At 42.6% G+C, this 26,914-nt stretch carries 23 protein-coding genes; 4 read left to right on the forward strand and 19 right to left on the reverse strand.

All coding sequences use genetic code 11. The features are described from left to right. Positions 1-407 precede the first annotated feature (407 nt). From trhP to U9670_RS06380, 4 genes are all read right to left on the reverse strand, one after another. Positions 408-1,952, reverse strand: a complete 1,545-nt coding sequence (gene trhP, locus U9670_RS06365) for a prephenate-dependent tRNA uridine(34) hydroxylase TrhP (RefSeq protein WP_323841989.1) — start codon at positions 1,950-1,952, stop codon at positions 408-410. Between the two features lie 168 nt (positions 1,953-2,120). Beyond that, positions 2,121-3,767, reverse strand: a complete 1,647-nt coding sequence (locus tag U9670_RS06370; protein ID WP_323841988.1) for a peptide ABC transporter substrate-binding protein — start codon at positions 3,765-3,767, stop codon at positions 2,121-2,123. Positions 3,768-4,077: 310 nt separating this feature from the next. After that, on the reverse strand, positions 4,078-5,712 hold the full coding sequence (gene groL / locus U9670_RS06375) for a chaperonin GroEL (RefSeq protein ID WP_416381512.1): 1,635 nt from the start codon (positions 5,710-5,712) through the stop codon (positions 4,078-4,080). Between the two features lie 73 nt (positions 5,713-5,785). After that, a complete protein-coding gene (locus U9670_RS06380) occupies positions 5,786-6,073 on the reverse strand; it encodes a co-chaperone GroES (protein WP_416381511.1) in 288 nt (95 codons plus the stop codon). A gap of 420 nt (positions 6,074-6,493) precedes the next feature. Between U9670_RS06380 and U9670_RS06385 the strand changes: the two genes are divergently transcribed. Continuing rightward, complete coding sequence (locus U9670_RS06385; protein ID WP_416381510.1) at positions 6,494-7,147, forward strand: DUF3108 domain-containing protein; 654 nt, start codon at positions 6,494-6,496, stop codon at positions 7,145-7,147. A gap of 159 nt (positions 7,148-7,306) precedes the next feature. Here U9670_RS06385 and wrbA read toward each other — a convergent pair whose 3' ends face one another. Beyond that, positions 7,307-7,906: an NAD(P)H:quinone oxidoreductase gene (gene wrbA, locus U9670_RS06390; protein ID WP_323841984.1), complete on the reverse strand. Its 600-nt coding sequence runs from the start codon at positions 7,904-7,906 to the stop codon at positions 7,307-7,309. A 399-nt stretch (positions 7,907-8,305) separates the two neighbouring features. On the opposite strand from wrbA, the gene U9670_RS06395 reads away from it, so the two are divergent. Continuing rightward, positions 8,306-9,802, forward strand: a complete 1,497-nt coding sequence (locus U9670_RS06395; protein ID WP_323841983.1) for a YihY family inner membrane protein — start codon at positions 8,306-8,308, stop codon at positions 9,800-9,802. A gap of 125 nt (positions 9,803-9,927) precedes the next feature. Here U9670_RS06395 and U9670_RS06400 read toward each other — a convergent pair whose 3' ends face one another. From U9670_RS06400 to U9670_RS06425, 6 genes are all read right to left on the reverse strand, one after another. Then, positions 9,928-11,079 (reverse strand): dihydroorotase, encoded by a 1,152-nt coding sequence (locus U9670_RS06400; protein ID WP_323841982.1) that lies wholly within the window; start codon positions 11,077-11,079, stop codon positions 9,928-9,930. Positions 11,080-11,254: 175 nt separating this feature from the next. After that, positions 11,255-12,277 carry an aspartate carbamoyltransferase catalytic subunit gene (locus U9670_RS06405; RefSeq protein WP_323841981.1) on the reverse strand — a complete coding sequence of 341 codons (1,023 nt, stop codon included), beginning with the start codon at positions 12,275-12,277 and terminating at the stop codon, positions 11,255-11,257. 183 nt (positions 12,278-12,460) lie between these two features. Continuing rightward, complete coding sequence (locus U9670_RS06410) at positions 12,461-13,300, reverse strand: hypothetical protein (RefSeq protein ID WP_323841980.1); 840 nt, start codon at positions 13,298-13,300, stop codon at positions 12,461-12,463. Between the two features lie 18 nt (positions 13,301-13,318). Continuing rightward, positions 13,319-15,787 (reverse strand): hypothetical protein, encoded by a 2,469-nt coding sequence (locus U9670_RS06415; RefSeq protein WP_323841979.1) that lies wholly within the window; start codon positions 15,785-15,787, stop codon positions 13,319-13,321. Between the two features lie 28 nt (positions 15,788-15,815). Then, positions 15,816-16,412, reverse strand: a complete 597-nt coding sequence (locus U9670_RS06420) for a fimbrial biogenesis chaperone (protein WP_323841978.1) — start codon at positions 16,410-16,412, stop codon at positions 15,816-15,818. A 187-nt stretch (positions 16,413-16,599) separates the two neighbouring features. Further along, positions 16,600-17,244: a hypothetical protein gene (locus U9670_RS06425; RefSeq protein WP_323841977.1), complete on the reverse strand. Its 645-nt coding sequence runs from the start codon at positions 17,242-17,244 to the stop codon at positions 16,600-16,602. A 418-nt stretch (positions 17,245-17,662) separates the two neighbouring features. Here U9670_RS06425 and U9670_RS06430 point away from each other — a divergent pair, with 418 nt between their 5' ends. Both U9670_RS06430 and U9670_RS06435 read left to right on the forward strand, forming a co-directional pair. Then, complete coding sequence (locus tag U9670_RS06430) at positions 17,663-18,673, forward strand: class 1 fructose-bisphosphatase (RefSeq protein ID WP_323842113.1); 1,011 nt, start codon at positions 17,663-17,665, stop codon at positions 18,671-18,673. A gap of 148 nt (positions 18,674-18,821) precedes the next feature. After that, entirely contained in the window at positions 18,822-19,598 is a 777-nt protein-coding gene (locus U9670_RS06435) for a TrmH family RNA methyltransferase (protein ID WP_323841976.1), read from the forward strand. 232 nt (positions 19,599-19,830) lie between these two features. On the opposite strand, the gene U9670_RS06440 is transcribed toward U9670_RS06435, so the two are convergent. The 8 genes from U9670_RS06440 to U9670_RS06475 form a co-directional block, all read right to left on the reverse strand. Continuing rightward, positions 19,831-20,763: an electron transfer flavoprotein subunit alpha/FixB family protein gene (locus U9670_RS06440; RefSeq protein ID WP_323841975.1), complete on the reverse strand. Its 933-nt coding sequence runs from the start codon at positions 20,761-20,763 to the stop codon at positions 19,831-19,833. 55 nt (positions 20,764-20,818) lie between these two features. Beyond that, positions 20,819-21,568, reverse strand: a complete 750-nt coding sequence (locus tag U9670_RS06445) for an electron transfer flavoprotein subunit beta/FixA family protein (RefSeq protein WP_323841974.1) — start codon at positions 21,566-21,568, stop codon at positions 20,819-20,821. 388 nt (positions 21,569-21,956) lie between these two features. After that, positions 21,957-22,169, reverse strand: a complete 213-nt coding sequence (locus U9670_RS06450; protein ID WP_323841973.1) for a cold-shock protein — start codon at positions 22,167-22,169, stop codon at positions 21,957-21,959. A gap of 300 nt (positions 22,170-22,469) precedes the next feature. Next, a complete protein-coding gene (locus tag U9670_RS06455) occupies positions 22,470-22,901 on the reverse strand; it encodes a hypothetical protein (protein ID WP_323841972.1) in 432 nt (143 codons plus the stop codon). A 193-nt stretch (positions 22,902-23,094) separates the two neighbouring features. Further along, positions 23,095-24,117 (reverse strand): ketol-acid reductoisomerase, encoded by a 1,023-nt coding sequence (ilvC, locus tag U9670_RS06460; protein ID WP_323841971.1) that lies wholly within the window; start codon positions 24,115-24,117, stop codon positions 23,095-23,097. A 134-nt stretch (positions 24,118-24,251) separates the two neighbouring features. After that, positions 24,252-24,509, reverse strand: coding sequence for a hypothetical protein (locus tag U9670_RS06465; protein ID WP_323841970.1), 258 nt, complete (start codon positions 24,507-24,509; stop codon positions 24,252-24,254). 39 nt (positions 24,510-24,548) lie between these two features. Then, positions 24,549-25,061: an acetolactate synthase small subunit gene (gene ilvN / locus U9670_RS06470; RefSeq protein WP_323841969.1), complete on the reverse strand. Its 513-nt coding sequence runs from the start codon at positions 25,059-25,061 to the stop codon at positions 24,549-24,551. After that, positions 25,061-26,779, reverse strand: a complete 1,719-nt coding sequence (locus U9670_RS06475; protein ID WP_323842112.1) for an acetolactate synthase 3 large subunit — start codon at positions 26,777-26,779, stop codon at positions 25,061-25,063. The genes ilvN and U9670_RS06475 overlap by 1 nt, the downstream gene beginning before the upstream one ends. Between the last annotated feature and the right edge of the window lie 135 nt (positions 26,780-26,914).

A 26,914-nucleotide genomic window follows, 5' to 3' on the forward strand; every position in this document is an offset into this window, starting at 1 on the left:
TTATCAATTTGACTGTGAGGGTGGACATATGCACCATCACAACCTAAGCCTGTCTGATTGACGCAACATTTATAACACATAATGTTACCAAAAACAATCAAAAATATCTAATATATTAATGAATGTTTTTTATACAGTGCCAATCTTTCTGGCATGATGGATTTTGATATTTTATTACATTGAAGTTTTTTTGTACGCCAACTAAACCCAAAAGCCACCACAAATCCACATAAAATAAAAGAACAACTTGTCAATACAGTCCACTCCCACAACCCTGCCTCAATTCCTTAATCCAATTCTAAACCTGTTCAATAGGATACAGCAAATCCACCAATCGCCCCTTACTTCACATCCATAAAAAAGCATTATAGCCAATGCCATAATGCTTTTGATTGCCTTACTAGATTTCAGCTAAACATCGGCTCATCCACCTTTTTCATTACAAGGGCAAATTGCAATACCTCAAAATCAAGCTCGGTAAAGGGATTGTCAATTTGGCATACCCAACCAGAGCCTAAGGCGGATTCTATGGCATTGCCTTTTTTGTCCCACATTGCCTGCAAAGGATAAATAATATTGCCTTTGGGGGTCATAATTTCAATTTCATCGCCCACCGACAGTTTATTTTTGATTTGCAAAACCAATTTATTGTCTTTTAATTCGGTTACTTCTGCGACAAATTGTTGATGGTCGGTTTTTGATGAACCGTGTTCATAATTTTGATAATCTGAATGAATATGCCGTCTTAAAAAACCTTCGGTATAGCCCCGATTGGCAAGACCGTCCAAAGCACCAATTAAACTTGCGTCAAATTCTTTGCCAGCAAGGGCGTCATCAATGGCACGGCGATACACTTGGGCGGTGCGTGCCACATAATAATGCGATTTGGTACGCCCTTCAATTTTGAGTGAATGCACGCCCATTTTAATTAAATCAGGCACCAATTCCACCGCACGCAAATCTTTGGAATTCATAATATAAGTGCCGTGCTCGTCTTCATACATCGCCATCAATTCGCCTTTGCGACCTTGTTCTTCTAATAACACCACTTCATCAGACGGTTTTTGGACATAATCATCGCCCATTATCCTATCGCCATTTAAATTCAATTCGCCATTTAGATTGTTATCATTATTTAAATTGTTGTCATTATTTAAATTAAATTCGCCATTTAAATTAACATTGTCAATGCTGTTTTTGTTGGGATTGGGAATAAAAAGTTCGGCATTGGCGATATTATTTTGTGTATTATTTTGTGTATTATTTTGGCTGTCATTTTGCATAACTGGTACAATATCGCCTGTTTCATTCTCCACCGCTTTATAAGTATTATAGCTCCATCGGCAGGCATTGGTGCAAGTGCCTTGATTGGCATCTCGTTTATTGATATAGCCTGATAACAAACAACGCCCAGAATACGCCATACACAATGCACCGTGTACAAAGACTTCTATTTGCATATTAGGCACTTCTTTGATAATCTCGCCAATTTCTTTTAAGGACAACTCTCGGCTAACAATCACACGGCTAATGCCCATTTGTTGCCAAAATTTAACGGTTGCCCAGTTTACCGCATTGGCTTGTACCGACAGATGAATTTCTTGATGGGGAAAATGCTCACGCACCATCATAATCATACCAGCGTCCGACATAATCAAAGCGTCTGGATTCATATTAATAACAGGCGTAATGTCTTCTATAAAAGTTTTTAATTTGGCATTGTGGGCTTGAATATTGACCACCACATAAAACTTTTTGCCGATTGAGTGGGCATAGTCAATGCCTTTTTTTAAATTATCTTCATCAAAATCGTTATTACGCACCCGCAAAGAATAGCGTGCTTGCCCTGCATACACGGCGTCCGCCCCATAGGCAAAAGCGTATTGCATATTTTTAAAAGTACCAGCAGGGCAAAGAAGTTCGGTTTGGTTGGTAATCTGTGGATTGGTCATGGCAGTTGGCTTTTTTAAAAGAAAATTGCTTGCATTATAGCAATTTTGCAGACAAAAATCATAGTAAATTTATAAGGCTTATCACATTGCCAGCCACTTTGATTATAAGGGCAAATAAAAAAAACAGCCATCTGACGATGACTGTTATTTGCAACTGATGATTTAACATCATTCCGCAATTTGCCAATCTTTAATATACCAGTTCTTAAGAGGATCGTTTGGACTGATGCCTTTTAAGTATGTTTTGATCAGACTTGGACTTACCCCAGTAAACAAAGGCATGATCGCCGCATCTTTTTGTAGCAATCGTTCAGCTTCGACATACGCCTGACGACGACTTTCATCTGTTGCACCGACAGACAATGTAGAGTTCATCAGCCTGTCGTACTCAGGATTGCTATAAAAACTGGTGTTATTGCTACTGCCAGTGCGCATCAAGTTCAAGAAAGTCGATGGTTCATTATAATCTGCACACCATGAAGGGAACGAGATCTGAAAGTTACCCTGATGGCGAGCATCAAGAAACATTTTCCACTCTTGATTGATGACCGAAATTTGTGCGTTTGGCAAATACTGCTTATATAGTGATGAAATCGCTGATGTCAAACGCTTGCCACCTTCACTGGTACTATACAAAATCTCTACTTTGGCAGGGTTTTGCTGACTATATCCAGCTTGTGCCAGCAAATCATTTGCCATCTTGGCACGCTCTTGCATTGGCAGGCTTGCCCAATCTGGCAAAACTTGACTCATGCCTTGAGTGTAATGCGGTGTGAGTTGATAGCTTGACTCCTCACCACGACCCAGCACCTCTTTAGTGATTAAATCTCTGTCCAGTGCCATCGACAAGGCTTTACGCACACGCACATCATCCAGCGGTGCTTTTTTGGTATTGTACTCAAGATAGCTTGTGCACAATGTCGGCGTAACCACCACCTCATCAGGCAGCTCCGCCTTTAAGTCCTTAAACATCTCAGCAGGCACGCCAGAAAAATCCACCTCACCAGCCTTATAGCGAGACATCGCTGCCTGTGCTGTTACTGGTAAAAATGCCACGCTATTGATTTTGGTATTGGCATCATCAAAATAGCTTTCATTACGCTTTAAGATGATGTGCCCATTAACCTGCCAATCATGTAGCTTATAAGCACCATTGACCACAATATTGGCAGCATCTGTCCATTTATTGCCGTGCTGTTCAATGGCCTGTTTTGGTGTGGCAAATGTCACAGGCAACAGCATCAAATCCGCCAAATAAGGAACAGGGTCTGTGGTCGTGATTTCAAGAGTGTAGTCATCTAGCGCCTTGACACCCAATGTGCTTGGCTGAGCCTTGCCCTCGCTGATTGCTTGTGCATTCACCACTTTGGCATCCACCAGATAAGTACCGTAAGGCGATGCTGTCTTTGGATCGGTCAAACGCTGTAATGCAAAAACAAAGTCATGTGCCGTTACAGGCGAGCCATCAGACCATTTGACATCATTGCGTAGCTTAAAAACCCATACTTTATCATCAGTGCTTTCCCATTCGGTCGCCATGGCAGGGACGGTTTTACCCTCCTTGTCAGAGGCAGTCAAACCCAAAAACATCTGGCGATGAATGGAAAAAGAAGGTATGTCAGAGGCTTTTTGCGGATCCAGTGATTCTGGCTCAACGCCATTGACGATAACGACATCAGCGATTTTGTTGGCAGATTTTACGCTTGACGACTTGGTAGCACCTTTATCAGAGGTAGGAGCTTTATCACCACAAGCAGTGATCAATAAACAACTTGCGGTTAGACTGGCAAATAACAAGGTAGGTTTGAGTTTCATAAATCATCCTTTTTTTTGTGAGAAATACCATACTACAAAAGACAGACCATCAATAATTACAATTGGTGTGGCAAATATTGCCATCGCAATTTACCCTAAATTCAGCACAAAGTCTATACCAAATGACAAAAAATTTTCATAAAATAACAATACTTCACCATCTTAATAAAAATCTCATTAAACAAGTTTTTATCATCAAATTTACCAAGCCAACAAAAATTAACAACACAAATCATGCCATCTGATTACTTTATAAAAAAATCCCCCAAACTTTGTTGGAGGATTTTTAGATGGCTAGGTTTGACAATAATTACATCATACCGCCCATGCCACCCATACCACCGCCCATTGGCATGGCTGGTTCTTCTTTTGGTAGGTCAGTAATCATCACTTCAGTAGTCAGCATCAGACCTGCTACAGATGCTGCATGCTCTAGGGCAGAACGAGTTACTTTGGCTGGGTCAAGAATGCCCATTTCTAGCATATCGCCATATTCACCAGTCGCTGCATTATAGCCATAATTACCAGAGCCATTTTTAACTTGATTGACGATAACACTTGCCTCATCACCTGCATTGGTAACGATTTGGCGAAGTGGGGCTTCCATCGCACGACGCAGAATATTGATGCCTGCATTTTGATCATCGTTATCACCTGTTAGGCTCTCAAGTGCTGATAAGGCACGCACAAGAGCCACACCACCACCAGGGACAATGCCTTCTTCTACCGCTGCACGAGTGGCGTGCAATGCATCATCTACACGATCTTTTTTCTCTTTCATTTCAGTTTCGGTAGCAGCACCAACTTTAATGACCGCCACACCACCAGACAGCTTAGCAACACGCTCTTGCAGTTTTTCTTTGTCATAATCAGAAGTTGATTCTTCAATCTGACGCTTGATTGCATCTACACGGCTGTCAATTTGTGATTTTTCTCCAGCACCATCAACGATGACGGTGTTTTCTTTGCCAACAGTGATTTTTTTGGCAGTACCTAGGTGCTCTACCGTTGCGGTTTCTAGACTTAGGCCCACTTCTTCAGAAATCACAATACCGCCTGTTAAGATGGCAATGTCTTGTAGCATGGCTTTACGACGGTCGCCAAAACCAGGGGCTTTTACTGCACAAGTTTTTAGACCGCCACGCAAATTGTTCACCACAAGGGTTGCCAATGCTTCATTTTCCACATCTTCTGCAATGATCAGTAGCGGACGGCTGGTCTGCATCACTTGTTCAAGTAGTGGTACAATCTCACGAATGTTTGAGATTTTTTTATCCACTAACAAGATAAATGGATTGTCAAATTCACAAGTCAAACTGTCTTGCTTATTGGCAAAATAAGGGCTGATGTAACCACGATCAAACTGCATACCCTCAACAACTTCCAAAGTATCTTCAAAGCCTGAGCCTTCTTCAACAGTAATCACACCTTGTTTGCCAACAGTTTTCATGGCTTCACTGATCAGCTCCCCAATCTTGGTATCAGAATTGGCAGAAATAGAACCAACTTGTGCAATCGCCTTAAAATCATCTGCTGGCGTTGATAGTGCGTGGATTTGCTCAACAGCCGCACGAGTTGCTTTATCAATACCACGCTTTAAATCCATTGGATTCATGCCAGCAGCAACAGTTTTCATGCCTTCGGTCAAGATGGCTTGTGCCAAGACAGTTGCAGTTGTTGTGCCATCACCTGCCACATCGTTGGTCTTAGAGGCCACTTCACGCACAAGCTGCGCACCCATATTTTCAAATTTATCTTCTAGTTCAATCTCTTTGGCAACAGACACACCATCTTTGGTGATGGTTGGTGCACCAAAAGATTTGTCAATCACAACATTGCGACCTTTTGGCCCTAGGGTAACTCTAACAGCATTGGCTAGGACATTTACGCCATCAATCATTTTTTCACGGGCAGATACGCCAAACTTTACATCTTTTGCCATAATAATTTCTCTCTTAATAATAAATCATTGTTTTTGATGAATCATTGTTAAATATTGCTAATCGGTGTGATTGTGATTATTCAAGCACCCCAAGCACATCACTTTCTTTCATAATCAAAAGCTCTTCGCCATCAACTTTTACAGTTTGGCCTGCGTATTGACCAAATAATACCTTGTCGCCAACTTTAACATCTAAGGCACGCACGCCATTGTCAGTTACCTGACCATTACCCACAGCAATGACTTCACCTTGTTGTGGTTTTTCTTGGGCAGAGCCTGGCAACAAAATGCCACCTGCGGTTTTTTGCTCTTCTTCGGTACGGCGTACGACAATACGGTCATGCAAAGGACGGATTGACATAATTTTCTCCATTAAACTTACGATGAAATGACAATAAATTATAAAAATAAATGATCACAACTGACAATGTCAGGATGGCTATAAAGATAGGGTTTTGTCCAAAAAATTTCAAGCCGTTGCCCAAAAAAAAATTTCATAACAAATCATGAATACGCCAGTTCTTTGCTCTTAAACATTGTCTTTATGGATAAACGACTTTATTAAACAATTAAATACATTTTAAAAATAACATCTCTTTATTTCATATCTTTATCCTTTTTGGCAGTCGCAAATGAAAAATCACACAAAGTGCTTGAAATCATCACAATTTTATTCATATAATCCATAGATATAGCCAACAATACAGCAATATAGCGAAGCAACATGAAAAATAAAGCCGCAAGGTCGTTTTTAAGAAAAAACATCGGCACTGTCGCACTGACCATGAGCATACTGTGCATAAGCCTACCCACTCATGCCAATGAATTGGCAACATTTTCAGCAACTTATACCGTCAAAGCCTATGACAAACTTGGTACCGCTACTCGTACACTCACCAAATCAGGCAATGACTATCATTATCGTGTCAAAGGTTTGGTAGCAGGCATCATCAACCTAAATCAATCAGCACAGTTTAGCCTATCAGACGGCGTAATCACACCAAAAAACTCCTCTATGTCAGCCAAAGTTTTTGGTGTGGGTAATACACATAAAGTCATTTTTAATCATGACGCACAAACCATCTCATCTACTTACAAAAACAAAACAGCCACGCTAAAAATGAATGGGCAAGTCTATGATGATTTGAGCCTAGAGTCACAAATTCGCCAAGACCTGATTGATGGCAAATTTAGTGGCACTTATCAATTGGTGAAAAAAACCGACATTGAGACCACCAAATTCAAAAAATCTGGCACTTCAAAAATCATCGTACCAGCAGGAACTTATGAAGCAATTCGTATTGATAGAATCCATGATGACAAAAGCCGTGCGACAAGTTTTTGGCTTGCACCCAGCTTAGATTACCTACCCATTAAGGTCAGCCAGACCAGCGGTGGCAAGATGATTTCAATGGAGCTGACTAAAATCAATCACTAAAATCAAAGCAACTTAACCAAACACAGCTGATAAACAATCCGCACAACATAAAGATTTGTTCACTTTTTTTGATTTAAGACCTTATTTTGATAAAAATCAACTTAAAAACTTAGTTTTTTGCTTGTGCAGTGTTTTTTAGCCAAGTTTTAAGCTTGTCAATCATTTGGCTAATTTTTTGGCGACATGAGCAAGTCGCTCGCCTTGATGGACGGCCAAGACACGCTCATCTGCAGTCATGGCAAGTTCATGCGACACACCTGACACGCTACTTGCACCATAAGGGGTGCCACCACGCATCGTGCGATTTAGTTCTTCATGTACATAAGGCAAACCCAATAGCATCATGCCATGATGTAGCAACGGCATCATCATAGAAAGCAATGTCGCCTCATTGCCACCGTGCATGGTGCCTGTGCTGGTAAAAACGCAAGCAGGCTTGCCTTGCAAATCACCTGAAAGCCAATGCGTTATTGTATTATCCCAAAAATACTTCATGCTCGCTGACATATTGCCAAAATGGGTTGGACTACCCACCGCCAAACCCACACAATCAGACAAATCATCTGCCGTACAATACAAATCACCCTCATCAGGAATATCAGGTGCGACCTGCTCGGTGGTGGTAGATACTTTTGGCACTCGGCGAATTTTGATCGCCATGCCTGCATTGAACACGCCCTCAGCAATTGCATAAGCAAGCTCTTTGGTGCGATCATGATTTGTGTCATACAAAACAAGAACATAATAATCGTCTGTCATATTTATCCTTAATTTTTTTCACTGATTTTAATTTTAGATGGTTTGTGCTTTAAAATAATTGGTGGCAAATTCACCACTCAACCATATTCAAACATCAAGCCAGCTTGACTCATCGGCTTTTGTCATTATAGCCCAAAACCCACCAAAATACACAAAGCACCAAAAAGGATTTTATGGCTTAAATCATTTAACATTTAACATTAATTAACCCATAACATCAATCAACCAAAAACGCCATCAAATGACATTAAAAGCATTGCCATTTTAATAATTTTGTAATATTTCGCCAAAAAGTTTTTAAAAATGTGTGATATTTGCTACACTATCTACTTACTATTTTCTCAGTGCATTTTTTTGATACATTGATTACTTTATTGATTGTATTTACTTTTGAAGATTATGACAAATTTTTTGAACAAATTGCCCTTCGCCCATCACAGATGGTTCATGTATCTACGCTTGCTTGTGCGTCATTTCATGGAAGATGATTGCCAACAAAAAGCAGCCAGTCTCACTTATACCACCCTACTTTCACTGGTACCGATTCTGACGGTGATTTTGGTGGTGTTTTCAAGCATACCTGCTCTTTCTGGTATGCGTGAACAAATGCAAGCAATGATTTATAACAATCTATTGCCGTCATCAGGTGCACAAATTGGGCAATATTTTGACAGCTTTGCTGAAAAATCCAGCAATTTGGGCATCGTCGGTGTGCTTGGTTTATTCATCACAACCATCATAACCCTAATAACAATTGAAACTGCTTTTAATAAAATTTGGCGTGTCAAAGAACGCTCAGGCGGTACAGCCAGCATCATTCGTTATTGGACTCTCATCACGCTAGGCCCAATAGTACTTGGCATCACATTTGGTGCATCAAGTGCCATTCAAAGCGTGGACTTTTTAAATCGCCAAATCGCAGGCTATGGGATAGATTGGTCGGTGTGGGCATATTTGGTGTCAATACTGATTACCGTTGCAGGATTTATTGGCATGTATTGGCTCATTCCAAAAGTGCAGGTACCGTTTAAAAATGCTGTCATTGCAGGGTTGGCTTCGGCTGTGTTGTTTGAAAGTTTGCGTTCTGTCTTTGGCATGGTAATGACCAATTTTACAAGCTATGAAGCCATCTATGGTGCTTTTGCTGCCTTGCCAATTTTCCTACTTTGGATTTATTTGTCATGGAACATCATTCTTTTGGGTGTTGAAATCAGTTATACTTTGACCATCTTTGACACCAAGGAAGTGCCTGTTCGTCATCCGCTATTAAGTCTGCTTGATATGCTAAATCTGACCTACAAACGCTACAAAGAAGGCAAAACCGTCAGCGAGCATGAATTGCGTAGCGTATTAGGTCGCAGAGAATTGCCAAAATGGGGGTTATACATTGAACAGCTTGTTGATGCCGAGCTCATTACTCGCACCAAAGAAGACGAATATTTACTCAAAACAGACCTTAGTAGCATCAGTCTATGGCAATTTTATAAAACCCTGCCCTACCCATTGCCCATCAAAGATGAGTTGGACGCCCTCAAAGAGGCAGACTATGACCCTTGGTTTGTAGAAATCTACAAAAACCTCACTAAAATTGAGCGGGCCGCCAAAGGCGAGCTTGATGTGCGGTTGTCAAATTTATTTGAAAGTACGCCACTTCGTCAAAAAGAAGAAATTGTACGCATTGTTGATGAAGATGCCGATGCACAAAGTGATGTTGACGGCTTTAATCACGGTACACGCCAAGAAATTGACGACAACGGCGATGTATTTATCGTCCCAGATGGCAAAGCCATGCTGACCGAAAGTCGCCTAACCAAAGTGATTCGCCTACTCAAAAAGGCCTACCACCTGTTTGGTCAAAGCAAAAAAGCCATGAACGATGTTAAAAAAGGCTTATGATTACTTGTTTTAGGCAGTTGATGACATGAGCCAATAATAAAAAGACCATCACAACATTGATGGTCTTTTTATTATTGGTATTTTTGTTGCTGGCTCATGTTTTGAACATCTTTAGCACTCAATTTTTAAAAGAAAATCTCCACCACTTTGCCAGTCAGCTTTTCACCCATAAATGGTGTATTTTTACCACTAGACAGCATGGTATTCTTATCCACTTGCCATGACAAATCAGGGTCAATCAAAACTGCCCCACCGATGGTCTCATAATCCTTAATGCCTGCAATCTTGGCAGGATTGGTACAAATTTTTTCAACCAATTGCTCAGCAGTCAAAATACCATCTGCCACAAGCTGACAACCCAACGATACAAAGGTATCAAAATTACTAATCCCAGCAACACATTCACCAAACGGAGCTTGCTTGGCACTGCTTGACAGTGGCTCATGATGACTACAAATCGCATCAATCGTGCCATCTTGCAAACCTGCAATCAACGCTCGTTGGTCGGTCTTGGAACGAAGTGGCGGATAAACAAAAGCATTGGTGTTGTAGCCTTCTAGATCATCATCGGTCAAATGCAGTTGGTGCATGGCAACATCACAAGTGATTGGCAAGCCCTTGGCTTTTGCCCAGCGAATCAGCTCTACCGAAGTACGGCAAGTAATCTGGCCAAAATGTGCAACAATGCCTGTCTCTTCAACCATCAAAAGCTGTTTGGACAGTGCAATGGTCTCAGCAAGCCATGGAATGCCTGCCAATCCATGAAACGAAGCAATATAACCATCATGAGCCACGCCACTCCTAGACAGGCTAGGCTCATCAGGATAAAAGAATACTTGAAGACCACAGGTGGCTGCATATTCTAGCGTTCTTAGCATGACCATATCATCATCAAAGCCCGCTCTGGCATTGGTTACACCAATTGCACCGCCTTGTTTTAGACCCGCCAAGTTGGCAGGTTGCTCACCTTTGAGTCCTGCGGTCAATGCACCCAAGATATGCAGATAAACACTGCCATCTTGGTATGCCTTTTCACGCAATCCTTTGAATAAGGAGCCATTTTCTAGCACAGGATTGGTGTCAGGTGGCAATACGATGTGCAAAATGCCATTTTGACGAGCCGCCCTACCTTCACTTGCCAGCGTACCATACGACTGATGACCCGGTTCACGCAGACGGCCACACAAATCCACAATGGGTGGCATGAGCCATTTTCCATCAGTATCAACATTGGCCAGCTTTGGTTGTTGCCAGTTTTTGGGAAGTAGATTTTTCATGGCTTTTTCTTTTGTTTTTTAGTTAATCAATCTTGTTATTCAATTCATCACTGCTTATTGCCCAGTGTTCTTGGCTTAGCATCTTATGATTTTTATCCTCTGATTTGGACAATACACGGCCTACACCGACAACTCATCGTCCAACCCTAAGTACAACCCTAAGTACAATCCGCTTTTAAATAAGCCCTTTGTTCTTATCCTGACCACGCATCGCCATCGCCATGACCGCCATGCGAACTGCAATGCCATTATTAACCTGTTTTAAGATGACGGATTGATCGCCGTCTGCCACGCTTGAAGCGATCTCTACCCCACGGTTCATAGGGCCTGGGTGCATGACCAAAGCATCTGGCTTGGCAAGTCTAAGGCGACTTTCGGTAATGCCATACATTTTAAAATATTCTGATGTAGATGGCAGTAAGGGTGAACCGATACGCTCATTTTGGATACGCAAACCGATCAATACATCAGCGTCCACAATGCCCTTATCCATGTCGTTAAAAGTGGATACGCCATAGCGCTCAATGCCCTTTGGCAACAAAGTCCTAGGGGCAATGACACGAATATCACGCACGCCCAAAGTCTGCAATGCACAAATGTCCGAGCGAGCCACACGGCTATGCTTGATGTCGCCAATGATGGCAACAGAAAGATCGTCAAATGATTTGCCTGATTTAAGACACAATTCACGATGAATGGTCAGCATATCAAGCATCGCCTGCGTAGGGTGGCCATGCCAACCATCGCCTGCATTGATGATGGCAACATTTGGTGTAACTTCTGTCGCCATAAAGTGTGCTGCCCCACTTGATGAATGACGCACCACAAACATATCTGCACTCATCGCCTCCAAATTCCACAGCGTATCACGCAAAGATTCGCCTTTGCTGGCTGATGAGCGAGCAATATCAAGGTTTAAAACATTGGCCCCAAGACGCTTTTGGGCTGCCTCAAAAGTCGTGCGGGTACGAGTTGAATTTTCAAAAAACAAATTCATCACAGTACAGCCACCAAGTTCATTGGTATTGATCAGCCGACCAGACTCATCAAAATAGCCCATCGCCTTATCAATAATGGCTTCAAGCTGAATGCGAGTCAGCCCCTCTACACCAATAAAATGACAAATGCCGCCATCTTTGGTACATTGTGGACGAGCCAAAGATTGGTGCAAGCGAGTACGAATGTCAATGTCAGTCATGGTGCTTCCTGTGTGTACAATAAAACCAAATTAGCCAATAAAATGATACATTTTACCAATTTCATCTATGTTTGAAAAGTAAAATTTGTATCGCCTTATCACAAATTCATCACGACATATATACAAAAGAACCAAGATTTTCCTGCCCTTTTGTCATTGATGACTGGTTAATTACCAGCGTATCTAATTTGCAAATCTTACTCGTAAATTGTAGCTTCTGGCTTGGGTAGTATTGACATCAATCTCCGCTTGCACCCCCACGGTCAATAGACAATAAACTGCGTCAAATTTTTTAATACTATAAAAAAATCTATCAGTCTGCCTAGTAAAAAATTTTACTGTCATGTCTGCACCATCAACCGTTACTCTTGCAAAGGCAAACTGACTATCCGCTCCAGTATTGACACCATTAACAAAAGGTTGGGCAGGTGTGCCATTTACTGTAAATAGATGAGCATTGCCTTTTAGGTAATTAAAAATGTTTTGATAATGATTAACTCGTGGTGTACCTTCCGCTTCACCCCGACAGTATGTGTAAGGAGACTCTAAACCTGTTTTATCTTTTATAAAGTTGGTTCTTTTTGTATAGGTAACAAAATGAAAAATCTCTTGAACAGGCACACTATTGAGTGGTCTAAAAATATAGGCTGTTGGCAAGCGTAAATTATCATTAACATTAAAGCCTGCCACATCAATACGGCTTGTACCGATATTTACCGTTGCTTTGGTTCGACCCATATTAATCACTTTTCTGCTATTTTCGATGAGATCGCCTTCTGGGACATTGAAAATCTCTTGGGTAAGGGCATCTCCACGAGCACAAAAATAAATAATCTTATCTGGGTCAGAGTTGTTATTTACCTGTGTGAATACAGAATCAAACCTACCGCCACGAGTATAAGGAACACAATCAGCTTGACCTGCGAACGCCTGCGACATCATCGCAAAAGGCAGTGCAGTCAGTATGATCGGCAGGGTTTTTGAGCCAAGTTTTAGCATTTTTGTTGTCAGTCGCTGTTTCATCACCATCTCACTTGTCGTTTATTTATCATTAAATGCCCTATCTAGCACCACACCCAACACATAATCATCGACCACCATCTGTTTGGGCAGATAACCATCAGCACGCAAGACATATGCACCCTTTGGCAATCCATCTAGCAAAAAATAGCCGTTTTTATCTGTCTTAGTATTAGCGATGAGCTTATCGCCCTGCCATGCCTCCACCTGCACATCGGCCAGCGACAGCTGTCCACGAATGCCGTAGACTTGAATCATCTGCCACTCAATATAGGTAGGTAGGCGTGCATCTATCTTGGCCACCGCCTTAGTCGGTAGGGCGTATTCAATGGGCAGACTGCGTCCGTCCAGTTTAATCTCATACACGCCTTTGGGCAAATCTAACAGATAGGTACTTTTTTTATCGGTACCAGCTAGGGCGTTGGCTGGTATGAGTTTATGATTGACATTAAAATACATCGGCTCATCAGCTGATTTGCGAAAATCTTGGCGGTCATGCAATAAAGTAATTACCGCCTGTCCGTCAGTACCGCCACTGGCGACATATTTACCAAGTTTTGGCAAACTGGCAGGGGCTTTATAAGCATTTAAGCCAATACGCAAAAACCACTCGCCTGCACTTTGTTTCGTGTCATTAAAACGACTTTTACCAATTCGGTCTTCATACTGCCCATACCAAGCACTGCCACCATGGCGATAGCCTGCACTGACATTGATGCCGTGTTTGCTTTGGTATTGCCATTGACCTTGTAGCAAAATGTTATCTTTATGGGTAAGATTATGCCATGACGCACCCAAAGACAGCGATTGATTATTAGAAATGCGGTGCTGCAAGCTACTTTCCACACCAAAGGCTCGCTTGTTATCATGGGTTTTATTGGCACCATGGCCGACATACACGCTTTGTTGTAGCGTGGTATCGCCTGTTAGGCGTAGCGATGACGATAGATGGTGCTTGTGTGGGTCAATGCTGTATTGATAGTTACCATCAAAGCGACCACCAATCTGCCGATAACTCACATGATAACGCCAATAACCCTTGTGCGATTGATACTGTATATCATGGCTTAGGCGGTCATTGATTTTATAGCGAGCATACACACTGGTATTCTTACCACTTTGAGTTAATGACAAATGCCTATGATCATCAGGAGTATAGTACAGCCCCAAATAATGGCGACCATCACGATGAGCAGACGAGGTATAGCGGTAATTGGCTTGCCATGTTTTTTGTTCGTGGCGTGCGTCTAAACGAAAATTACCATTATGCCGATAATCCAAATCCACATTGGTGTGTGGGTCTGGGGCAATATTTACCCCCATTTGCCAACTGGTATTACCATTTTGCTGATATTTTAAGCCAGCTCTTAGGCTTACCTTATTATTTAAGCCATAGGCAACATTGGTATAGGCGGTTTTGGCGGTGCGATCATCAAACACCCCAACACGCCCCACGCCTGCTTGTACCAAAAGCTCATCTGTCGCCACCGAGCCATAGCGTTTAGCCAAAGATACCCGCTCTACACGCATTGGCACAGCCGATAATGGATTGTCAAATATCGCCACTTCAATCAGACTTTGGCGGTCTATGGCAGACATATCCAAATTCAAAAATTCATAACGACCATCTAGCAAGCTCTGCACACGAGCCACAGCCCTGCCATTGATACGAAGTTCTGCCAAGCCACCTGCAACCCCTACGCCTCTGATGTGCTGATAGTCATGGCTAGATGAATTGATCAGCGTGGTGGTTCTGCCGTCCGCATGGGTTGTCAAATGCCGTGCGATATTGGCATTACTATAAGCAAAATTTGCCCCTGTGATGGTGCCAAATGGCGTATCGGTACTACCAAATCTGACCGCCATGTCATCATCTGATGTCAGCCAATAGGCATTGTCAAGCTGTGTCTTATTGTCATCGCTCTTACTGGCCGCCACCCCCCAAGTGCCACCCAGTGCATAGCCAAAAGCGTCTAATTGATGATAATAATGGTGATGATCCGCCCCATGCGTACTACCTGTAACTTGGCTATCAAAATTCAAACCCTGCAAGCCTGCCACACTCGGCGTATGCGTGATGATAGGCTCAGCCTTTTGGGTTGGTTGTTGTTTGGGTAGGGTTGCCATGATCAAATGAATTTGTAAATCCGCCTGCGAATAGACCGCTGTAATCCCCAGTATTTTTAGCGTATCTAATGACACATAAGCCACACCGTCATGATAAACCAGTTGATCAAAACTTAAGGTTGCCTCCCCTAGCGGTGTCTGAAACTGCATGCCATCATCTTGGCTCTTGGTGCTGATATCAAGCGATGCCAAATCAGCCACACTGACATGATAACGCTCATCATGCCACAAAGCATCAATACCGCCTTTGTCCTCGTGATTGACTTTTAGCCCAACCAATTGTAGCTCGCCTGCCCACACAGGCAATGCCACAAGGCTTGTCATCGCCCCAATCATTGCCCCACGAAGTACCTTATCAATCATCGCTACGCCTCAATTTGTCATTTTATCATCAGTCAGTCGTCAGACGAATCGGCAACTGATATTGAGAGCCGATTTTGACCACCGTCAGTGCCTCTGTTTGCTCTACGATGGGCTTGTCTATTTTTTGGTTAATCATCAAAAAAGCATGATGTGTCTTTTTTGGGAAGTTTTCAGGCACACGAAACGACAGACGAATGGTCTGATGACCACCACCCACAATCTCAAAAGACTGCGGAGCGACCACCGTCCAAGATTTGAGCGTGTCTGCACTACTGTCAATCGGCTCAAACTGCTCATCGGTATCCACCAAAGACAATTCAATGCGTTTTGGCTCATCGCTATAATTATAAAAAGTAACCGAAGTATCGGTTCTTTTGCCATGGGCTTGTAGATTGATGCTTGGTGGCGAGATGCCCAATTGGGCTGGGGGCATATCCAGCTGGCGTCCTTGTGCGTCTTTTTGTACCACCACCAGTTTTGCCCCTTGTGCGTCTTGCTCTAAGGTGGTCTGCAAGGTGGTGGCATGGCTTGTCATGCCCAATACAGCCGTCAGGCCAATCATCGCACGCATGGCGAGTGGGGCGTGTTTTGTGGTGGGATTTGTGGTAGGTTTTGTTGGGATCATACGACAGTTACTCAATCGGTTGGGTGGATATCACAGATGGCAAACCATGCCAAATAACAGCGTGTCAAATTTTAACAGATTTATCCAGTAATGTGCCATAAAAAGGTATTAAAAAAAGAGTATTAATAAAGGTTTAATACTCTTTTTTTTGGATTAACTGGTCAATGTCCAAGTTAAGTATCAGACATTATTTGGCTGACAATTTTAATGTAAAAGTTTGACCTTGAGATGCGTAAAGTCCTGATTTTTTTGCACCTGACAAATCAAGATCAAAGGTAATATCACCCTTGATGGGTACCCATTTAGAAGGCAGTTGAATTCTGTCAGCTCCTATCCCTGTATCAACACCTACGGCTTCAGTGGATTTAACCTTAGTATTTTCTACATTAATTACAGAGGTAGGATCAAGGTCATTCTTGTGTGCCTTATCGGTAGTCTCAACAATTAATTCTACACCATTTTCTGATATGCTACGCACAGCCCAAGCGTCTTGTAAAGTTACTTTAACTGTTTGAGCATTATGACCTCTAAATTGAGTTGCTGATAGCGCTTCATCATTGAGAGCTAAAACATTCGCAGTATTATTGTTGGTAGTCACCGAAACATTGGCTTCACCTGCATTAACTTGCTCAACGCCGTGACCTGATATTTGTGCTTCAACTTGGGGTTGAAAGTCAATACCTGCTTCGTCCCAATGATACAGCACCAGCACGCTTGGCATATTCACTTTAAAATCCACAGTACCTGACACTGTTTTTTGCTGAGCATTCGCCACAGACACGCTAGCACCCACCACCGCTAGGGCGGTTACTAATTTTGTTAACATATTCATGTTAAATCTCCATTGATAAAAAAATGGCAAAAAGCCGATAATGATGAATGATACGCCCAATCCATGATGCCTATCATTTTTTTATGATGCCATCAGTTTTAGCGATACGGTTTAATTTTTGCTATTATACCCAAAAAACCAAAAAAAAAAAAAAAAAAACGGTTTTATGTAGTTTTTATCCACTTTTGCGTAATATTATATTCATCGTGTATGTTTTTGTAAAAAAACAACCAATCATTCTGAGCATTTGGGTAACTGTTGCTTGCTGTCATGTTTAATGCCCACCATAAAATGCTGACCACAAAAATCCACACCACCGCCAAAATCTTGTCAAATCATGCTAAAATAGCCCATCTTATACATCATTTTTTATCATCTAGTTTTATCATCTAAGCATACAAGGATTCTTATGACCACCATGACCACACTTGCTCAGTATCTAAACACACACACCACCCCACAGATTGCCAGCACCGTCATGACACTTGCCACAGCCAGCATCGCCATCAGCGATTTGCTTGACAAAGGGGCATTAGCTGGTATTCATGGCGAGGCAGGCGGTCAAAATGTGCAAGGCGAAAACCAAAAAAAGCTTGATGTCATCTCAAACGATTTGTTGCTAAACGCCCTAATCCAAAACCCTCATTGTGCAGGCGTCGCCTCAGAAGAGCTAGAAGACATCAGCCCTGCCAATGACAACGGCACTCTATTGGTTACTTTTGACCCACTGGACGGCTCGTCTAATATTGACATCAACATGACGGTTGGCACGATTTTTTCTATCTTGCCACACAACAACCAAGGGCAAGCTGTCAGCGAATCCGACTTTTTGCAAGCAGGTAAGCACCAAGTGGGTGCAGGCTATTTCATCTATGGCACATCTACCATGTTGGCACTCACCTTTGGGGCAGGCGTTGCCATGTTTAGCTTTGATCCTGTTTCTCAAGATTATATCTTAATCAACCAAAGCGTTACCATCAGCGAGCATACCGCAGAATATGCCATCAACGCATCAAATCGTCGCTATTGGCTTGCACCAATTCAGCAATACATACAAGAGCTGACCCAAGGCGATACAGGCGTACGCAACAAAGATTATAATATGCGTTGGGTGGCGGCGATGATTGCTGATGTGCATCGCATCTTGATTCGTGGTGGCATTTTTATGTACCCATTTGACACCAAAATCGCAGGCAAAGCAGGCAAACTTCGCTTGATGTACGAGGCCAATCCGATGAGCTTTATCATCGAGCAAGCAGGCGGTGCCAGTACAGACGGCGTACAAAGAATCATGGACATTGAGCCGACTGGCATTCATCAGCGTATTCCTGTGGTGCTGGGTGCAAAACAAGAAGTTGAGTATGTCAAAGCACTGCACGCCAAGGCAGGGATTTTGGCCAACGGAGAAAAACAAGGCTTTAATGAATAAGCCACCTTTTGACATCACCGCCATGCCCAATCAAATGGTTGGTATCAGCCATTTGATTGGAGAACACCTGATGACACACCCAACCAAAAATAAAATGAATCCACGTGAAACATCATCAAAAAACTCCTAAACAAACACACCAAAAACCATGAATCTAATCACCTCCGCCCAAAACCCCATAATCAAGCACGCATCAGCCTTACTTACAAGCCATCGCCACCGCAAAAAAACTGGCCAGACAGTCATTGAGGGCGTACATTTATTAGATGCCTATTTAAAGCAAGGTCTGACGGTGGATAAAGTCATCATTGCTCAAAATTCCCTACACCACCCAGAAGTCATCAAGCTGTGCCAAAACATCTTGGACAAGGACATCATAACCACCACAAATGCCCTATATAAACAAATCCGTACACTAGGCGATGGCGTGGACATCATGGCCATCATTGACACACCCAGCCCCACACTGACAAAAATAGCAGATGATTGCCTGATTTTAGATGGTTTACAAGATACAGGTAATATCGGCACACTACTTCGTACCGCCTCTGCTGTTGGCATCACCACCATCATTACCACGCCACATACCGCTCATTTATGGTCTCCTAAGTGCTTGCGTGCTGGCATGGGGGCAAACTTTGCTTTAAGCATCTATGAACACATCACCGCTGACGAGATTTTACAAAAAGTACAAACACCGCTGTATGCCACCAGCTCACATACAAATAAGGTCATTTATCATCACGATCTGACCTCCCCCATCGCATGGGTACTAGGACATGAGGGGCAAGGCGTGTCTGATGTATTTTTACAAAACGCCACACCCATCGCACTGCCACAGCCCAACGGTCAAGAAAGCCTGAATGTCGGCGTGGCAGGAAGTGTCTGCTTTTATGAAATGCTACGCCAAAGATGCTTTGCATAAAGCGATTGTGATGACCATAAATGGGGTTAAGCAACTTTTTTTTGATAAAACACCATGCACAAAAGCCAGCTTTTTTTTATTCTTAGCAACACAAATCAGCCCAAAGCAAACACCCTCTTTATTTTTCATCATTTTACAAAAAAGCATAAAAAACGCACCTGATGTTGGTGCGTTTTTTTATTCAAAAGCCAATGAGGACTTTTTGTTGTAGCTTTTGCTTTTAGGAAAAATTTTATAGTTTTTCGGTCAATTCTGGCAGTGCAGTGAAAATATCCGCCTCCAAGAAGTAATCTGCCACTTGTGCAATCGGTGCCTCTGGGTCGGTGTTAATCGCTACGATGGTCTTAGAATCTTTCATGCCTGCCAAGTGCTGAATCGCACCTGAAATACCTGCAGCGATGTATAAATTTGGTGCAACAATTTTACCTGTCTGACCCACCTGCAAATCATTTGGCACAAAGCCTGCATCTACTGCGGCACGGCTTGCACCCACTGCGGCACCCAGCTTGTCTGCCAATGGCTCAATGTATTTGACAAAGTTTTCACCGCTGGCCAATGCACGACCACCAGAGACGATGATGTTTGCCGATGTCAATTCTGGACGGTCAGACTCGGCAAGCTCTTCTTTGATGAATGTTGATTTACCTGCATCACCACCAGCAGACACATTTTCAATGCTTGCACTACCGCCAGTCGCTGTTGCCACATCAAAAGCTGTCGTACGCACGGTCAAAACAACCTTATCCTCAGCGGTCTGCACAGTAGCAATGGCATTACCTGCATAAATCGGACGCTCAAAAGTCTTGGCATCAATCACTGCTGTGATATCAGAAACCATGCTTACATCAAGCAATGCCGCCACTCGTGGCAAAAAGTTTTTTCCTGTGGTGGTGGCAGGGGCAATGATATGGCTATATTCGCCTGATAGCTTCACCACAAGCGGTGCGATATTTTCGGCAAGCTGATTGGTAAAGACGGCATCATCAGCAAGCAAAACCTTGTTCACACCTGCAACTTTGGCAACATCATCTGCCACACTCTGCACACCAGCACCTGCAACAAGCACATCTACGCTACCGCCAATTTGGGTAGCTGCAGTAATGGCAGACAAAGTGGCAGCTTTTAATTCGTGATTATCGTGTTCAGCATAAACTAATACAGTCATCATTCTATCCTTTTTTAATTAATTTTTAATGCAATGAATATTTTAAATCACCAAATCAGATGACTTTGGCCTCATTTTTTAGCTTGTCAATCAGCTCATCAACGCTTGCCACTTTCACGCCTGCACTGCGTTCTGCTGGTGCTTTTACTTTTAAAGTGGTCAGTTTTGATGACATATCCACGCCAAAGTCGGCAGGTTTTTTGACATCAAGAGGTTTTTTCTTGGCGGCCATGATGTTTGGCAGTTTTGGAAAACGAGGTTCGTTTAGGCGAAGGTCGGTAGTGATGATGGCAGGCAGTGCCAACTCAACAGTTTGCAAACCACCATCAATCTCACGAGTAACCTGCACTTTATCGCCATTAACCACAACCTCAGAGGCAAAAGTACCTTGCGATGCATTCATCAAAGCCGATAGCATTTGACCTGTTTGGTTATTATCGTCATCAATCGCCTGCTTGCCCAACAAGATCAATTGTGCACCCTCAGATTCTGCCACACCTTTTAAAATTTTGGCAACTTGGAGCGGATACGGTTTTTCATCGGTATCAACCAACACACCACGGTCAGCACCCAATGCCAAAGCCGAGCGGATTTGCTCTTGTGATTGAGTAGTGCCAACAGATACGGCGATGATTTCGCTGGCGATGCCTTTTTCTTTTAGGCGTACTGCCTCTTCAATAGCAATCTCACAAAATGGGTTTATGCTCATTTTTGCATTGGCAAGCTCTACGCCAGATTCGTCCGCCTTGACACGCACTTTGACATTGTGATCAACAACACGCTTGACAGCAACTAACACTTTCATAATAACTCCGTTTGTAAGTCGTTTTAAAAAAATAATCAATGAAAATATATCATATTTATATGCTTAATGCCATCTTGATTGTCTAAAATTTCCCAATTTTGGTCAAATAATTATCGTGAATGCGCAGTCATTTTTAGGTCATTACTTAATATCATACATCTAAAATACATTCAAATAAAACCATCGCCCTGATAATAAGCCCATCAATCATCAAAGAATTAAGGGTTTTATGGCACAGCTTGCTTTGTTACAAATTAAAAAACTAAAAACGAAAAGGCGAAAATACAAAAAAGCACTCAAAATTTGAGTGCTTTTAGCCAATCAAGCATTTAAATAAAATCAAAACATTTAGATGCTTGAAAAATAGCGACTAACCAAATAGTGCCAATTATAGCTTTTCGATTTCTTCAGCTTGTGGGCCTTTTTTGCCTTCACCCAAGATGAATGCTACTTTTTGACCTTCAGCTAGGGTTTTAAAGCCACTACCAGTGATGGCACTGTAATGAGCGAATACATCTTGACCGCCATTATCTTGGGCGATAAAACCAAAACCTTTAGATTCGTTGAACCACTTAACTGTGCCTTGAACTTTATTTGACATGGGAAAATTCCTGTATGATTGAAAAAAAATTGGCAAAATTACCAAACTAAATATTTATGTTGCCAAAAACTGCAAAAAAAGCCTTAATGTAAAAAGACGCTTAATTTTCAACCAATACAATAAACAGCGTTCAAAGATTGTTCAAACACGCCCTAAAACCCACTTGTCCGCAAGTTTCAAAGTCGTTTTAACACTCGCCAAATGGCGTCTTGCAAAACTTACTACGGTACATAAATACCATGACGCCAAGTATAGCAGATTTTTATATCAAATTGGAAATTATTTTAAATAAATGATTAATTATTTGTAACCAAACATACCAGCGACCTGCAAATATGGCACACTGAGTACAAAAATACACAACGCTGCAAAGACAAGTGCAAAAGCTCGCCCAAAGTCTAAGTACTTATCTGGCATGACCAAATCCATCGGATCATCAATGTCGGTCAGCGAGATAAGCTTTGCACTATAAAACCAACCTGCCACACAATACACCCCATAAACAGCCGCCACACTCATTTGAAGATGATCAAGTTGTAAAAAAAACATCGCAAGCCCTGATGCCACAAGCCATGATGAGGTAATCAGGCTAATAATAGCAAAAGTTCCAGAATTAGGAAGCTTGCCTTTATTATGCAAAACCCAACTGGCCTCAACCCACACCAATATCGCCACCAAAAGACTTGCAACAACATAAGCTCGCTCAAAATCAATTTGACTCAATAAATTCATCATACTCTTAATCTATCACAATTTACGGCGACCTATTTTACATGAATTTAAAAAAAATGGCATGATTTATTACAGCGGTGATTTTTTACGCTTAGGCTTTGATATTCATTGCTTTGCCTCAAAAAAAAGCAACCACCCAAGCGAGTAATTGCTTTGATTTACATTTACCAACATACTGATAAAAATCAATTAATCAATTTTTCTCTTTATCAATAATCTTGCTGTCGGTAATCCATGGCATCATCGCACGCAGTTTGGCACCTGTTTTTTCAATCTCATGCTCGGCGGTCAAGCGACGGCGTGCGGTCATTGATGGGTAGTTTAGCTGACCTTCACTGATAAACATCTTGGCGTATTCGCCTGATTGAATGCGTTTTAGGGCGTTACGCATGGCTTGTCTTGACTGCTCGTTGATGACTTCACCGCCTGTCACATATTCGCCATACTCGGCGTTGTTGCTGATTGAGTAATTCATATCGGCAATACCGCCTTGATACATCAAATCCACGATGAGTTTTAGCTCGTGCAAGCACTCAAAATACGCCATTTCAGGGGCATAGCCTGCTTCTACCAGCGTCTCAAAGCCCATTTTGACAAGCTCCACCGCACCGCCACAAAGCACCGCTTGCTCGCCAAATAGGTCAGTTTCGGTCTCGTCTTTAAAGGTGGTTTCAATAATCCCAGAACGCCCGCCGCCCACGCCTGATGCGTAAGACAAGGCAACTTGTTTGGCTTGTCCTGATGCGTCTTGATAAATGGCGATTAAGTCAGGAATGCCACCGCCTGCCACAAATTCTGAACGCACCGTATGCCCTGGGGCTTTGGGGGCAACCATAATCACATCAAGGTCGGCTCTTGGTACGATTTGGTTGTAATGAATGGCAAAACCGTGAGCAAAAGCAAGCGTTGCGCCGTCTTTGATATTTGGTTCAATCACATCTGTGTACAACTGTTTTTGAAATTCATCTGGGGTCAAAATCATCACCACATCGGCATTTTTGACCGCTGTGGCGGTATCGGCGACTTTTAAGCCTGCGTTCTCTGCTTTTTTCCAAGAAGCAGAGCCTTCACGCAAGCCCACGGTAACATCCACACCGCTGTCTTTTAGGTTTAAGGCGTGGGCATGCCCTTGACTGCCATAGCCGATGATGGCAACTTTTTTGCCTTGAATGATAGACAAATCACAATCTTTGTCATAAAAAATGTTTAAGCTCATACGAGTTTCCTTAAAATAATGCCATAAATGGCGTTGGGTTAATGTGGCTCAACAAAAGGATTGAGCAGTTTTAGATTGTCAAAATCCATAAAATCTTTTTGATTGTCTGTTAATATTGGTATCCAATAAATACATTACAATACCACTTCTTGGGCGATTTCATCAAAACCAAAATGAATATCATCGTCCAATTTCGCCAAATCATCAAGACTCATTGCAATTTTGTCGGCATTGGTTTTTGGTTTGGTGCTGGTTAAAGCCAAGAACTCATCAAAAGACAATAATACTCGCACATTCTCGCCTTGTTCACGAATAATCACAGGTTCATTTTTACTTGATTGCCAAGCCTTGTCCAAATTGTTTTGAAGCTCATTATAGCCAATCGTTTGCATGGTATTTTCCTTAAAAAGCCAGTTACAACAAAGCCACAGCTACAAAGACAGCGTCCGCTCGCCCCGTGCAATGCCAATCACACCACTTCGCACCACTTCTAAGATTTTGTCTTTGCCAATCACTTCAATAAAGCCGTCTAGCTTGCCAGCATCGCCTGTGATGAGAATGGTATACAAATTAGCAGAGACATCAACAATCTGGGCACGAAAGATATCTGCCGTACGATAAACCTCTTCACGATACGCCCCAGTCGCTCGCACTTTGATGAGCATCAGCTCACGCTCAATCTGAAAGCCGTTTGAGACCTCAGACAAATTTTGAACCTTAACCACTTCAATGAGCTTGTGCAGTTGCTTGGTGATTTGCTCAATCTTATCATTAGTAGTGATGGTTGTTAAGGTTAAGCGAGAAAGCGTTGGGTCTTCGGTAGCGGCCACATTGAGCGTATCAATATTATAGCCACGCTGAGAAAATAGCCCTACGACACGAGACAAAGAGCCTGCTTCGTTTTCCATCAATACAGAAATGAGATGTTTTTGTGCTTGTGCCATTAGGTACGCTCCCCTTTTGATAACCACATATCACGCATGGATTGCCCAGCTACTTGCATTGGATAGACATGCTCCGCCCTATCTACATAGACATCAATAAATACCAGCCCCTCCATTGCCAAGGCAGCTTTTAGCTCCTCTTCCATCGTAGCAGGATTGGTAATCTTTACGCCCTTATGCCCATAACTTTCGGCAAGTTTGACAAAGTCAGGCAAAGACTTCATATAAGATTGTGAATGGCGACTTTCATACAGCATATCTTGCCACTGTTTGACCATACCCAGCTGGGCGTTGTTTAGGTTTAAAATTTTGACAGGCAGATTGTACTGCAAACAAGTGGACAGCTCTTGAATATTCATCTGAATAGAGCCTTCGCCTGTAATGCACACCACCGTGCGTTCAGGGCAAGCAAGTTTTGCACCCATCGCATAGGGCAAGCCCACGCCCATCGTGCCAAGACCGCCAGAGTTTAGCCATTGGCGTGGCTCATCGTATTTATAATAAAGAGCAGCAAACATCTGATGCTGACCGACATCGCTTGTGATAATCGCCTTGCCATTGGTCAATTTGTACAAAGTTTCAACCACACGCTGCGGCATGATGGCGTGAATGTCGGCATCCGTATCAGAGCCATAACGCAAGCCATGGCGATTACGCCATTCATTAATTTGCGTCCACCAATCATTCAAGGCCTGCTCATCTAGACGCCTATCTCCTGGTTTGATGATGCCTACCATTTCGCCCAATACAGACTTAACATCACCGACAATTGGAATGTGTGCCAAGATTGTTTTTGAGATACTCGTTGGATCAATGTCAATATGAATGATGGTTGCATTTGGGCAGAATTTTTTGACATTATTGGTAACTCGGTCATCAAACCTTGCTCCCACCGCCAAAATCACATCAGCATGGTGCATGGTCATGTTGGCTTCATAAGTGCCGTGCATACCAAGCATACCAACAAACTGTGGTGCTGTGGCAGGATACGCCCCCAAACCCATCAAGGTATTGGTAACAGGGAGGTTTAATAAATCAGCAAGTTCACGAAGCTCGTTGGACGCATCGCCTTGAACCACGCCACCGCCTGAGTACAATACAGGACGCTTAGCAGACAATAACAAGTCTACCGCTTTTTTAATTTGACCAGCATGACCTTTTGATGTTGGCTGATAAGAACGCATACCAACCATCTTTGGCATAAAGTAATCAAACTTATCGGCAGGGTTGGTCATGTCTTTTGGGATATCCACCACAACAGGTCCAGGACGACCTGTACTGGCAATAAAAAAAGCTTTTTTGATGATTGTTGGGATATCAACAGGATTTCGAACTTGAAAACTGTGCTTGACCACAGGGCGGGACACGCCAATCATATCGCATTCTTGAAAAGCGTCATCACCAATCAAAGTGCTTGGCACTTGCCCTGCAAGCACCACCATTGGAATGGAATCCATAAAGGCGGTAGCAATGGCGGTTACAGTGTTGGTCGCACCTGGCCCTGATGTGGCAAGCACCACACCTGTTTTACCAGTAACACGACTATACGCATCTGCCATATGCCCTGCTGCTTGCTCGTGGCGAACCAAGATATGCTCAATTTTGTCTTGTTTGAATAGGGCATCATAAATATGCAAAACAGCCCCACCAGGGTAGCCAAAAATATAGTCTACGCCTTCGTCAATGAGCGCTTGAACTAGAAGTTCTGCGCCTGACATGGCAACGGTTTCACCACATGCAAGCTTGGCTTGGTTTTCTTGAAAATTTTTGGCAGCATTTGCCGTTTGGGTAAGCGCCATCATACTAGGGGCTTGGGCGGTTTGTTTTGTCATTGCTAATCCTTGTTTCAATAG

This window comes from Moraxella tarda, assembly GCF_035181405.1.
Lineage (GTDB): Bacteria > Pseudomonadota > Gammaproteobacteria > Pseudomonadales > Moraxellaceae > Moraxella.